Raw genomic sequence first — 13,884 nt, forward strand, 5'->3', positions numbered from 1 at the left:
TTTGCACCGCTTTACAACTGAAACGCACATCACAATAAAGCAATTAAAAACGTTCATTCATTACAGAATAAAAATATACAGTTTCCTTCTTAGCTCAGTTGGTTAGAGCATCTGACTGTTAATCAGAGGGTCCTTGGTTCGAGCCCAAGAGAGGGAGCTTTTTAAAACCTGATACGCAAGTATCGGGTTTTTTTGTGGACTATTTTGACGAGAAGTTTATCCCGAATTTATTTCGGGAAGCCCAAGAGAGGGAGCTTTTATAAAAAGACTTTACAGTGATGTAAGGTCTTTTTAATTTTAAATTCACAATGAAATTAAGACCTCACCTATTTCAATGGTAGAAATAGGAAAATTTGTTGATAACAATTTTAACTTGTTTACAAATCTCTGCTTCCATACAACGCAGTTTAACCACTACAATTACTACTAAATTAATTCTTATATTTGATAAAAAACTAGGTAGTGTTTTTGCAATATGCGGTGTTTAAAACTGGAAATGGCAAACTCCTATTGTAGGCTTAAATTTAATAACCACTAACCAAAATATTAAAATCTATGAACCAAACCAATTTTAAAAAAATTAACTTTAGTATCGTTCTTGTCTTTTTTATAACACTTTCCACTAGCTTAGGCTATGCTCAAAAAAAGAATGTAAAAAACAAAGCAACTTCAAATTTTGTCTCAGATAGTCTCTTCAACGCTCTTAAATGGAGAAATATCGGACCCTTTCGATCCGGAAGATCGTTAGCCGTAGCGGGACATGCCAACCACCCTTTGACTTATTATTTTGGTTCAACAGGAGGTGGCGTTTGGAAAACAATTGATGGAGGAAATGAATGGTTTCCTATTTCTGATAGTATTTTTAAATCATCGGCTGTAGGTGCCATTACAGTTGCTCCATCTGATGCGAACGTAGTATATGTGGGAATGGGGGAAGCGGATATGCGATCCAATATCTCTTTTGGTGACGGAATGTATAAATCGGTAAACGGCGGAAAAACTTGGTCTAAATCTGGACTAGATAAAGCGGATGCAATTGCTAATATCGAAGTACACCCTTCTGATGCTAATATTGTTTTTGTGGCTGCCATGGGTAACCCTTTTAAATCTAATCTAGAACGCGGTGTTTACCGCTCCAAAGACGGTGGCAATACATGGCAATTAGTTCTTTCTAAAGATGAAAAAACGGGCGCCATGTGTGTTCGTATCGATCCTACCAATCCTAGAATTGTTTACGCAACGCTTTGGGAAGGTTATCGTAACGGTCATTCCATGTCATCAGGAGGAAAAGGATCTGGAATGTACAAATCTATTGATGGCGGTGATACTTGGAAATCGCTTAACGAAAAACCAGGAATGCCAATTGGAATCCTCGGAAAAATGGGAGTCGCTGTGTCTCCAGTAAATTCGAATCGCTTGTATGCTTTGATCGAAAACACAAAAGGCGGACTGTATCGATCTGACGATGCAGGCGAGCACTGGGAGTTGATTAATGAAGATAAAAATCTTTGGCAAAGACCATGGTATTACATGAATTTACAAACCGATCCTAAAAACGAAAATGGTTTAATTGTATTAAATGTAGATGCTTGGAAAACCAGTGATGGCGGTAAAAGCTTTAAAAAAATAAATGTCCAACATGGAGATACACATGATGTATGGATCAATCCTTTAAACCCAGATAACTTTATCATAGGCGATGATGGCGGTGGCGAAGTTACCTTTAATGGTGGGAAAACCTTCACGGAACTAGACACTCCTACGAGTCAGTTTTATCATGTATCCGTAGACAACGAATTCCCGTATAATATTTATGGTGCTCAGCAGGATAATTCTTCCATTCGTATCGCTTCTCGATCTAGTGGCAATAGCATAGGTCCTGAATCGTGGTATGCCGTTGCAGGTGGCGAAGCTGGATATATCGAAGCTGATCCAACAAATGCTGACATTACATACGGTGGCGAGTACGACGGTCAATTGAGTTCTTACAACAAAAAAACAGGTCAAGGAAAAGATGTCTCTCCGTATCCAGAATCGAATATTGGGGCTCCTTCTAGTGCCAAAAAATACCGTTTTCAATGGACGTACCCAATTGTTTTTTCGCCTCACAACCCAAAAAGAATGTATGTTACCTCTCAGGTAGTACACGTGACGGAAGATCAAGGTCATTCATTTGAAATTATAAGTCCTGATTTATCCCGAAATGATCCAAAAACTACAGGAGAAACGGGCGGACCAATAACTAAGGATCAAACAGGAGCAGAAGTATACGCTACTATATTCACCCTCTCAGAATCACCGCTAGAAAAAGGGGTTATCTGGACCGGATCGGATGACGGTTTGGTACATATCACTAAAAACGATGGGGCAAAATGGGAAAATATCTCATTACCAACAACACTATTGCCTGACTTTTCTTTGATTAGTATGATTCACACTTCAGAACACGAAAAAGGAAAAGCATATTTAACAGCCAATAAATACATGTACGGCGATCGTACACCGTATATGTTCAAAACGGTTGATTATGGAAAAAGTTGGACTAAAATAACCAATGGAATTCCATCTGATGAATATTGCAGAGTATTGCGTGAAGATCCTAACAAACCTGGTTTATTGTTTGCTGGAACTGAGCGAGGCGTTTATGTTTCCTTCAACGATGGAGATTCTTGGCAAAAACTAAACTTGAATCTGCCGCTAACGCCTATTAGAGATTTAAGAATTCAAAAAAGAGAAAAGGATTTAATTGTTGCTACGCATGGACGTGCTTTTTGGGTCTTAGATGATATTACGCCGCTTTATGAAATAAAAGACAAAACAACAAAAGGAGATAAACACCTTTTTAAACCGCGTCCTGTTTATAGAATGCAAGGCGGACAAAGCGATGACATGAGTTCCGGAACTAATGCGCCAAATGGTGTAATTGTTCGTTACTATTTCAAGAAGAAGCCTTCATCTGAGATAAAATTACAGTTTCTGACACCAAAAGGAGATACGATAAATACGTACTCTTCAACCAAAGACTTGAAGGGTGAACCCATGAAAATTTCCAAAGAATTTTACCAAGATCCTAAAAAAGAGCAAGCTGGTTTCATCACCGCAAAAGCAGGCATGAATTCATTTGAATGGAATATGCGTTACCCAAATGCAACTGCAGTTGACGGAACTAATGTAATGTGGGCAGGGTCTGGTGTTGGCGCAAAAGTAGTACCAGGATTTTATATTGTTCGGTTAATTGAAGACAAAACCATTATTGCAGAAGCAGCTGTTGAAATCAAACTTGATCCAAGATTGACCACGAGTGATGCTGATTTAAAAGAGCAATTTGACTTGCACCAAAAAGTAAATAAAAAAGTTGATGAAGCTCATATTGCGATTAACCAACTGAGAAAAATTCGCACACAAATTAATGGATATATGGCTACTGTAAAAGATACTGTGGCTGTCAATCAAATGAAAAAAATGACGAAATCGACTTTGGAAAACTTGGATAAAATTGAGTCATCATTAATGCAGCCAAAAGCTAAAGCACCACAAGATGTGTTAGCGTACCCAATTCAATTGAACGATAAAATGGCTGGATTAGGATCCAATATTTCGTCATCGGAATCAAAACCAACCCGAAATGCTTATGTAGTTTATGAAGATTTAGCTATGAAAATTGATTCCGAAATCAAGAAAATAAAAGATATCGTGGATAAAGATGTCAAGGAATTCAATGCTTTTGTAATGAAACAGCAAATTCCTGCCATTATTTTAGATAAGGAAATAAAATAATTAAATGGTATCAATCTTGTCAAATGGAGTGCAATCGAGATTTAACTCTTATTCTGGATTGAACACAAAAGGACACGAATTATTTTATACAACAATGCTGTAAATTGGATTTCCAGAATAAAAAAAAGGGTAGAAAATTTAAATTTTCTACCCTTTTACTTTAAATATTAGTTCTGCTTTTTTGGGCTTCTTGACCTTTGGTGAAACCACACTTTCACAATTTATTTACATCATATTAGAATCATTCGCATTAAGAAGAATCCATTTTTTATCACTATTGAGTTTAAAGGTACCAATGTGTTCTTTATTCCATTCTTGCGGTCCTATCAAAGAAAGAAAGTTTACACCATTAGCATCTCTGTATAAATGATAGATTTCTCCAATAACAGGTTCAAATGAAAATTTAGCACTGTACACTAACTCATTCCATTCGTATTCCTCCATCAACTTTTGATATTGCATTTTCAGTTCGTTGAATTTATTTCCAAGCTCTTTATTTACATTGTCAATGCCCCTACTTTTCCAAGAAACCACATCATCAACACGAATCACGGGAGCTCCTACACTCGTTGCATAAGGCAAAACGTTTGCATTATATCCCGCTTCAACAGAATAAACAACATTATCTGGTTTTTTATTTTCCATCTTATTCTATTTTAATTTCAGGCACAGATGTATTTGTTTTAAAATTGCACCTCACCATTCGATTTTTAAAATGAGCCATAAATATAAGTATTTTGGAATTCGCCAAAACTAATACAAACTTCTCAAAATCATATTATAATTATTTTGTTTATAATTTATGTCGCAAAGTTAAACAAAAATATCTAAAATTATCTACAACTATTCAATAGAAAAAGAGGTATCCCATAGAATGCAATACGAGTTGAATAATAAATGGTATAAATTAAGTTTTTGCATTTCACGAAAGTAACCATGACAGATCAAATAACAATTTGCTATAACGTATTTGAAATGATTACTTTCTCTAAACATGTTTGAAATATGCAATTAAAAAAGCATTTGACTGATAGTAAAAAAAGTGCTTCTTCGAAAATGGATAAATGTATTGTTATATTATTTTAGATTCAGTTCTAAATGATTTACGATGAACTACTTGCACTAAAAAGCAAGCGTCACCTTACACTTGCAGCGCCAAAAAAGCACTGTTAAAAGTTAAAATTTTCTTAAATACTTATTTGTGTTTAATATTTATATAAATGTGTTAAACAAAACAGAAAAATATATAACTATGAAAAAATTAATTAGTTTATTTACAGCATTATTTCTTTTGGTAAGTTTATCATCTTGTAATGATGATGAAGCGACCCCAGGACCAAATATTACGACTTTTTCGGCTGATATGTTAATGGGATCAAACGAGGTTCCAGCAAACAACTCTACTGCTAAGGGTACCGCAACACTTAAATTTAACAACACGACAAAAGTATTTACAATCACAGTAACACACAACTTATCATCTATTTCAGCTGGACACATCCATAAAGGAGCTGCTGGAACAAATGGAAGCGTAGTTTTTCCATTCACTTCTCTTGCATCTCCAATTAGTTATACGAGTGCTGCCTTAACTCCAGAACAAGAGGCAGACCTTATGGCTAATCTTTATTATGTAAATCTGCACTCTTCTACATTTACTGCAGGTGAAATAAGAGGTCAATTGATTAAGGGAACTACAACGACTTCCAATACTGGGGGAGGTTACTAAGTGCTTATTAGTTAAATAAAATTTATAAGTCTTACTTCTTACTAAAGAACGTAAGACTTATTTTGTTTGTGGGATCATGCCGATATTTGCAATTTAAATGCACAACATCTTAACCTCCTGACACACAATTGTTATTTCTAATCATTTACTTCTTGACTATTAAATCGATTGTTTTAATTTAATCATTTGAGCCTATTATTCTTTTAACTCCGGTTTTAGTATCTTTATTATGCGGTTCGCACCTTAAATATTATTCCTATGAAAAAAATCACAGTAGTTTCACTTTCAATTATATCCTTTCTTTCTTTCAGTTGCGAATCGCAAGTCAAACCAAACGACATTGCCATTAAAGACGAAGTGAAAACATATACTTTAGAAACCGTAGCTTCAGATATTGCTATTCCGTGGGGGATGACGTTGCTTCCAGATGGATCAATGTTAGTTACTGAAAAAAGTGGTATTCTTTATCATATCAAAAACGGTACAAAAACCGAAATAAAAAATGTCCCTAAGGTATACTCTCGTGGACAAGGCGGATTGTTAGATATCGTGTTGCATCCTGATTATGCTAAAAACGGCTGGATCTACATGACATATGCTTCCGATGAAGGCGAAGGTACCGGCGGAAACACAAAACTCATTAGAGCAAAATTATTAGACGGAAGTCTGACACAAATCGAGTCGCTTTACAAAGCCACTCCCAACACTACAAAAGGACAGCATTTTGGTTCCCGAATTGTATTTGACAACGACGGCTATTTATATTTCTCGGTGGGAGAACGTGGCGAGCATTTCGTAAATCCGCAAGATATTAGACGCGATGGCGGAAAAATATACCGATTAAATGATGATGGAAGTATTCCTAAAGACAATCCATTTGTAGGCCAGACCGGAGCAAAAAAAGCAATTTACACCTACGGGAATCGCAATCCGCAAGGAATGGCAAAAAATCCGGCAACAGGAGCAATTTGGGCACATGAACACGGTCCTCAAGGTGGAGATGAAATCAACATAATAAAAAAAGGGGCTAATTATGGATGGCCGGTGGTTACCTATGGCATCGATTATGACGGAACAACCATCAGCAAACAAAACGAAAAGCCAGGAATTGAAAAACCTATTTATTATTGGCTGCCTTCCATCGCTCCAAGCGGAATGACTTTTGTGACCAGTGACAAATATCCGGACTGGAAAGGACATTTACTGGTAGGCTCCTTAAAATTTCAATATCTTGAATTGGTAAAGCTGAAAGGCAATGAAGTGATCGGCAGACAAAAAATTGCGACCGATATTGGTCGAGTGCGTAATGTGGCACAAGGTCCGGACGGATATATTTATATGGGCGTAGAAGGAAAAGGAATCATCAAAATCATACCGAATTAAACGATGCTGACAACGAAATTATTTTTAGGATTTGCAGTATTTGTATTGGGAAGCTCCTCTTTTGAAAATCAATTTTCCCAAGTCAATTATATTGACTTAAATACAGAAACCACAGTTGTTTCAAAACTTCAGTCACCCGGAAAAGAAATTTATGCCGATTTTTGCATGCAATGTCATGGAGCAAATGGCAAAGGAGATACTAAAAACTTCCCTCCTCTTGACGGTTCTGACTGGCTAAAAATCAAGAGAAATCAAAGTATCGCTGCAGTAAAATTTGGACAAAGTGGCGAAATTATTGTCAATAAAACAAAGTACAATAACAGCATGCCGGCCATGGGACTTACGGATCAGGAAGTCGCCGATGTGATGAATTACATCATGACTTCCTGGAGCAACAAACAAACCAAAATTGTTACAGAGAAAGAAGTTGCAGCGATTAAAAAATAAAATTCAGACTTGGGATTGGTATCTAAAAAGCATACGAGACTGAAAAACCTCCATAAAAATTCACAGGATTCCCAGGATAAAAATAGCGTGGAGCAGCAGTACCAAAACCAACTGCGTTCGGCAAAATGTTAGCTGCGTAGTTAGTGTCCAATGCGTTATTAATTCCCGCGTTCAACTCTGTTTTTAGGATTTTAAGAATAGTAAAAACATAGATCGTTTTAATATCAAGCAACGAATACCGATCACTATATTTTGTATTGGAATCGTTTAACGGGATTTTACCCATCGTCCGGAAAGACGTATTGACATTGAAGCCGTTTTTTGTGTTTAAATCTACACCAAAATTGAATTGTTTTCCGGGAACGCCCGTAAGTTGGTTTCCCGAATAATCAGCCTCACCATCTAAAAATTCATTGAATTTAAAATTATTCACCGCACCCGAAAAATAGGAAGTAATTTGAAGTTGGTTTAATTCTAAAAGTTTATAATTAACAAAGAATTCCAAACCATTATGGGAACTGCTACCCGCATTGATCCCTACAAATTGATCATCGGCAGTACGTCGAGCCACCAATAAATTTTTAATTTGTGTGGTATAAAAAGTTACTTCGGTGTATACTTTATTTTTAAGCCAATTCCCTTTGAAACCCAATTCATAATTCCAACCTATTTCTGGCTTCAAATCGGTGTTTATTTGACCTTCAGGTGTCAATGTTTCAGCAAATGAAGGAACCGAAAATCCTTTGCTGACTGATGTAAATATATTTTTCCCATTGCTTACTTTATAGGACAAACCAACCCTTGGCGACCAAACATCCTCAAAAGTGAATGGCATTTTCTGACCGTCAGAATTATTTTCGAAAACATCTTCTAACGAATATTTGGTTGTGTTTAATGCCAGACCGGTTTCCAGATGCAGCTTTTTTGAAATCCAAAGTTCCATTTGTAAAAAGTAGTTGACGTAATTTCGGTTTTGTTTGATGGCGCTGAACTCGTCACCTTTTATACTTCCTTGTCCGGGTTGCGATTGATATCCATTTTTAAATAATGAATATTGAAATTTTTCCGTTAATAATTCGTTTCCAAAACTCAGTTCGAAAGGTCTGGAAAACAATTGATCTTTATAATTCACATTGGAACGAAAACCTACCGAACTTATATTTTCATCTAAAATATCAAACGGTCTGGGTTCGTAAGCGTCTTTGAAATTTGAAAAAACACTGGTTTGTATGAACCATTTCTGAGAGAATTGATGATCGTATCCTAATCCTAGCATGTATTTGTCGTACGACTCAAAACCTTGTGCGGCTGCCCAAGTAACGGCAGCCTTCTGTGGATTATTATTAATATCCGTCTCATTGATAGAACTGGGAATAAAAGCTTTCAATTGGGTGAAAATCCCCAAAAAAGATAAAGAGCCATGGGAAGCTATTTTTTGTTTGGCGTGCAGGTTAAATGATTTTCTTTTATAGGAACTGTTTTCCCTGAATCCGTCACTTTGTAAATCCGTAAAACTTGTAAATAAATTCGTTTTGGAATCGCTGTATCCTACCGAAAGACGTTGCTGCAACAAACCAAAACTACCAAAAGTAACGGTTGATTTTCCAAACGATTCCAGCAAAGGCGTCTCTCTTGAAAACAGCTGAATTACACCACCTAAACCAGAACCAAAACTAGTGGAATTTGGTCCTTTTATGATTTCTATTTTTTCGATTGAAGACAAATCAATATCATCAATCGTAGTTTCGCCTTCACCCGAAGTTAGTGGAATCCCGTCAAAATACGCTTTTATTTTATTGGTTCCGTATTGAGATCGGGCGCCAATGCCACGAATCGTAATCCTGTTGGTGTTCCAAGCGCCTTGTTGCATGGTAACGCCGGGGATTTTATTTAGAACCGGAGTCAGTATAATTCCATCGGTTTTATTAATGTCAGCGGTAGTAATCACTGAAACGGAAAAAGCAGTGTTTTGAAGCACACTTTCAATCGGTGAACCCTTCAATTTGATTTCTGAAAGGGCAATGGTGTCTTTTTTTATTTGTCCAAAAACAACAGTGGTACTTAATACAAAAAGAAGGAAAGAAAGAGAATTTTCGAACAATTGCTTGAGTATTTGAATGAATAAAAACGTTTATAAAGTTACCTTTTTCTTTTATCTTATAAAAGAACTTATAGTTCGAATTTCGGTTTGCGGATTCAACGTCTTTCCTGTACACTTCCAAAATAAAATCACTGCATCAAATTGCATGTAAGACTTGATTTTATTCTCTAAGCACCCTTTTCCTAAAACTTATTAGTATTTAATTTAAAAAAAATCAACCGTTTACGGGAAACCGTAAAATAGCTGTAATGGCATTAATTATGTTTGTAATGCAAATACTAATGATTAAGAAAATAAACATTTAAAACTTTGGAAACAGCATGCTGATATAGGGGAATTTCATTACCGTATCCATTTGTGATTTGTTCTTGACTGAAACACTTTGCTTATCGAGGCCTAAGAAGTTTACAGCCAAAGTTTGTTTTAAAAATATTGCTTTGCGACTTCCATGTTATAATGGGGTTTTGGTTAATCAAGTGTTGCAAAGCGAAAAAAAGACTGTCGGTGACGATGGTCTTTTTTGTTGGTAAAGATTGGAAAAGACAAAAAGGACGTGAAATCAATACCAATTAACCATATTCCTAAAAAAAATAATTATATTTGAGCAATATCACTAAAAGTGGGTATTGCATAAATAAAATATTACTCGTTTTTTTGCATAAATTATAAGGCAACAACTATAAATTTAAATATTATGATAAAAATTCTATACTTATTGATTGTTGGTATGGTTTGCTTTTTATTCAAAATAATACAATAAGCATCCTTTCTGACGGCGATAATTTTTAAAAAGCTATTATTTTAAAAGACAGTGAATGATTTAAAGGGCTTCCGAAAAGGAAGCTTTTTCTAATTAACAAGATTACTAGGGTTAACCCGACCTAATTATGTATTAGGCATAAAAAGTACTTTCTTAAACCCGCACTTATAGCTTGACTAATACGTGAATTATATAAAAATTAAACCCTCTAATACTATTTTAACGGACGCGCCGTTCTTAAAATACTTTATATTTGCATTGAAAAATAATTAGCCTTAATTTATGAAAAAGCCACTTTTTGCATTCCTAATCCTTCCAATATTGTTTTTAGTATCCAGTTGCAATCGTGGAAAAGCAGCTGACATAGAAACCGGAAAAGAAAAAACTTTAACCGTTCAAACTGATTCAGTAAAAGAACCAATAGCCCAAACCATCGACACTGTTGATTATAACAAAAGAATGGTGGCATTGAGCAATAACGACACTACGGGAAGATGGCCGGTAAAAACACCTTACCCTTTAGCCGGAGCATTATTGCCCTACAACAGAATCATCGCTTATTACGGAAATCTATATTCGAAAAGAATGGGGATTTTAGGAGAAATACCAAGAGCGGAGATGCTTAAAAAATTACAAGGTGAAGTAGCCAAATGGCAAGCAGCAGATCCTTCTGTGAAAGCTATTCCCGCTTTGCATTACATTGCTGTGACCGCCCAAGGCGCGCCTGGAAAAGACAACAAACACCGCATGAGAATGCCATTTAAACAAATCGACACCATTTTAAGTTGGGCAAAACCTATTAATGCTTTAGTGTTTGTAGATATACAAGTGGGTCACAGTAATGTAAAAGACGAAGTTACTAATCTGGAACAATACCTTTCACTTCCTAATGTTCATTTAGGAATTGACCCTGAATTTTCATTAAAAAACGGAGAGATTCCCGGATCTAAAATTGGGCACTTTACTGCTGATGACATCAATGACGCTATTGACATTTTAGCTAATATTGTACGCAAAAACAAACTGACTCCAAAAGTGCTTGTTGTACACCGTTTTACGCAAGGAATGGTGAAAAATTATAAAAATATAAAAAAGGTGCCAGAAGTTCAAATCGTAATGGACATGGATGGTTTTGGTGATAAAGTGCTGAAAAAGGATTCTTATGTGAGTTATATTTATAGAGAACCGGTTCAGTTTACCGGGTTTAAATTATTCTATAAAAACGATATTAGAAAAAACTGGGTGATGTACACTCCGGAAGAGTTGGTGAAATTTACTCCTAAACCTAGCTACATTCAATACCAATAATTCCTATAAATAAATTTTCGATTTATGAAAAATAGTGCTTTTTTAGTTTTTGCCGGTCTTTTTTTATTAGTCGGTTGTCACTCTGAAACCGGTAAGACCAAAAACGGGGTCGTTTTATCTGTTGCGCCCATTATTAAAAAAATAGCACCGAAAAAAACAATGGCTGACGCCGCGACAATTCTTTCCAAAAAAGAAGTGCCGATTTTATGCTATCATAACATTAAAGAATTGAAAGCGTCTGATGGCGAAATGACAAAGACATATACGGTTTCACCAGCAAATTTTGCTCAGCAAATGAAAGCTTTATCCGATGCCGGTTACCATAGCATTTTACCCAACCAACTGTATGATTATCTTGCATATGGCGTACCATTGCCTTCAAATCCGGTAATGATCACCTTTGATGATACGCGAGGTGAACAATTTAGTATTGGTGCTTCAGTGATGAAAAAATACGGGTTTACAGGAGTGTTCTTTGTAATGACCGTTTCAATTGGTCGTCCGGGTTATCTGAGTAAAGAGCAAATTAAAAGTTTATCTGATAGTGGAAACGTGGTTGCTGCCCATACTTGGGATCATCACATGGTGACTAAATATGCTGGTGACGACTGGAATACCCAATTGGTAAAACCCAAAAATAAATTGGAAGAAATCATTGGCAAGCCCGTGACTTATTTTGCATATCCATTTGGCTTGTGGAATAAAGCAGCAATACCGGAGTTAAAAAAGAGCGGATATCAAATGGCTTATATTCTAGCGACAAAAAGAGATTCTGTTGATCCTTTATACACCATCAGACGTATTATTGTTGCCGGTCAATGGTCTACTCCAAGCACAATGGAGGCAATAAAATCTTCTTTTAATAAGGAATTGTAAAGAATACAGAAGTTAGCTATTCTAACTTATAAAATAGAAACGCCCTATTCTTGTTATGAGAATAGGGCGTTTTTTATTCGTTTAACTTATAAAATGAAACCCAGTAATCACTATCGAATATCCATCTATTACGGGTACAAAAAAACAGCATCCCGAATTATAAATCCTGAAATGCTGTTTGTTATTTGCAAATAAAAAGGAAGTGGATTCAATAAATTCACTTCCTTGATTTATATTATTCTAATTTACCTTGGAGACAACCAACTCTGCGGATTGTTGTAGGTCGTATTTTGAAGGATTAAAAATTTGATAACCGTTTTTCCGGTTTCGTTATTCGTTCTCACTCGTCCTAAACTTTGCTTGATGCTCACCTTATCGCCTTTGCTTACCGAAACCGAACTTAAGTTTTGATAAACAGTAAAGAAATCTCCATGCTGAATCATTACAGCTCTGTTTAACGGCGACAAAACAATAACACTTGTTACTTCCCCGCCAAATACTGCTCTGGCATTAGAACCCTGCTCTGTCGTGATTTCTACACCGCTATTATGAATCGTCAACGTAGTAAAAACAGGATGGGGTTGGTCTCCGTAGCCCAACGAAATAAATCCTTTTTCTACCGGGTAAGGCAATCTTCCTCTATTGGCTTTGAAGTTATCCGCAATTAATTTAGATTCCGGGGTCAATTCTATTTTTGATGAGGATACTGCGACTTTAGAAACCGGAGCACTTGGATTCGCTTTGGCTCTTTCTAATGCTGCTTTTCTATTGGCCGCCGCAATAGCTTCTCTTACTATTCTATTAATTTGTTTGTCAATAGAACGGGACTCTTGTTGTTTTTTTCTAATTTCCGCCTGAAGCTTATTCTTGTCTTTTTTAATAGTGCTTACTAATCTTTCCTGCTCTTTTTTCTCTTTTTCCAATGACAATCGCTCTTTTTCTTTTTCGGCAATCAGTTTTTGCTTGGCTGTTTTTTGCACATTTAATTTACCGTTGTAATCAAGGAGTTGGTTTGATTTTGAACTTATTTCCTCTCCTTGCATTTTTCGATAATTGGTGTACTGCTTCATGTATTGCGCTCTTTTATAAGCCTGCAGAAAATTCTCCGAAGACAACAAGAACATGGCTCTGCTTTCCTCAGAACGGCTTTTATAGGATTTTACGATCATCTGCGCATAATCTGCTTTGAGGATTTCCAATTCTTTTTTAAGCTTATTGATTTTTACCTGATTGACATACATGTCATTCCCCAAAAGCTTGGTTTGCTTTTCGGTAGTGTTTATTAATCTTTCTTTCAGCTTTATCTTATTGCTTTGGATAACAATTATATTTATCGCACTTTTTTCTTTTTTCTTTACGCTCTGCAAAAGTTTCTCGTTTTCGCGAATTTCTTTTTGGATTTGAGCTTTTCGTGCTTCTAATTTTTCTTGTTGTGATTCTTGGCTCCACATCAGTGATGTCGTACATATAAAAATTAGGCTAAGGAGAAATTTTGGCATATTAAAA

At 35.9% G+C, this 13,884-nt stretch carries 9 protein-coding genes and 1 tRNA gene; 7 read left to right on the forward strand and 3 right to left on the reverse strand.

The annotated features are described in order from the left end of the window. Positions 1 to 83: 83 nt before the first annotated feature. Both ACFX5E_RS09655 and ACFX5E_RS09660 read left to right on the forward strand, forming a co-directional pair. Positions 84 to 157 (forward strand) — tRNA-Asn (locus tag ACFX5E_RS09655). Positions 158 to 555: 398 nt separating this feature from the next. Then, complete coding sequence (locus ACFX5E_RS09660; protein ID WP_379854993.1) at positions 556 to 3,777, forward strand: WD40/YVTN/BNR-like repeat-containing protein; 3,222 nt, start codon at positions 556 to 558, stop codon at positions 3,775 to 3,777. A 225-nt stretch (positions 3,778 to 4,002) separates the two neighbouring features. On the opposite strand, the gene ACFX5E_RS09665 is transcribed toward ACFX5E_RS09660, so the two are convergent. Next, the gene (locus ACFX5E_RS09665) at positions 4,003 to 4,422 is read right to left on the reverse strand and encodes a DUF2452 domain-containing protein (protein ID WP_379854994.1); all 420 of its coding nucleotides are present in this window, start codon (positions 4,420 to 4,422) and stop codon (positions 4,003 to 4,005) included. A gap of 607 nt (positions 4,423 to 5,029) precedes the next feature. On the opposite strand from ACFX5E_RS09665, the gene ACFX5E_RS09670 reads away from it, so the two are divergent. The 3 genes from ACFX5E_RS09670 (at position 5,030) to ACFX5E_RS09680 (ending at position 7,333) form a co-directional block, all read left to right on the forward strand. Next, positions 5,030 to 5,503, forward strand: a complete 474-nt coding sequence (locus tag ACFX5E_RS09670; RefSeq protein ID WP_379854995.1) for a CHRD domain-containing protein — start codon at positions 5,030 to 5,032, stop codon at positions 5,501 to 5,503. Between the two features lie 258 nt (positions 5,504 to 5,761). Further along, on the forward strand, positions 5,762 to 6,886 hold the full coding sequence (locus ACFX5E_RS09675; protein WP_379854996.1) for a PQQ-dependent sugar dehydrogenase: 1,125 nt from the start codon (positions 5,762 to 5,764) through the stop codon (positions 6,884 to 6,886). A 3-nt stretch (positions 6,887 to 6,889) separates the two neighbouring features. Beyond that, complete coding sequence (locus ACFX5E_RS09680) at positions 6,890 to 7,333, forward strand: c-type cytochrome (protein ID WP_379854997.1); 444 nt, start codon at positions 6,890 to 6,892, stop codon at positions 7,331 to 7,333. 22 nt (positions 7,334 to 7,355) lie between these two features. Here ACFX5E_RS09680 and ACFX5E_RS09685 read toward each other — a convergent pair whose 3' ends face one another. After that, positions 7,356 to 9,434 carry a TonB-dependent receptor family protein gene (locus ACFX5E_RS09685; protein ID WP_379854998.1) on the reverse strand — a complete coding sequence of 693 codons (2,079 nt, stop codon included), beginning with the start codon at positions 9,432 to 9,434 and terminating at the stop codon, positions 7,356 to 7,358. A gap of 1,042 nt (positions 9,435 to 10,476) precedes the next feature. Between ACFX5E_RS09685 and ACFX5E_RS09690 the strand changes: the two genes are divergently transcribed. Together ACFX5E_RS09690 and ACFX5E_RS09695 are read left to right on the forward strand one after the other, a co-directional pair. Next, on the forward strand, positions 10,477 to 11,502 hold the full coding sequence (locus tag ACFX5E_RS09690; protein WP_379854999.1) for a hypothetical protein: 1,026 nt from the start codon (positions 10,477 to 10,479) through the stop codon (positions 11,500 to 11,502). A 24-nt stretch (positions 11,503 to 11,526) separates the two neighbouring features. Next, complete coding sequence (locus ACFX5E_RS09695) at positions 11,527 to 12,378, forward strand: polysaccharide deacetylase family protein (protein WP_379855000.1); 852 nt, start codon at positions 11,527 to 11,529, stop codon at positions 12,376 to 12,378. Positions 12,379 to 12,623: 245 nt separating this feature from the next. On the opposite strand, the gene ACFX5E_RS09700 is transcribed toward ACFX5E_RS09695, so the two are convergent. Beyond that, positions 12,624 to 13,877, reverse strand: coding sequence for a murein hydrolase activator EnvC family protein (locus tag ACFX5E_RS09700; RefSeq protein ID WP_379855001.1), 1,254 nt, complete (start codon positions 13,875 to 13,877; stop codon positions 12,624 to 12,626). Between the last annotated feature and the right edge of the window lie 7 nt (positions 13,878 to 13,884).

It is taken from the genome of Flavobacterium xylosi (assembly GCF_042787345.1).
GTDB lineage: Bacteria > Bacteroidota > Bacteroidia > Flavobacteriales > Flavobacteriaceae > Flavobacterium > Flavobacterium xylosi.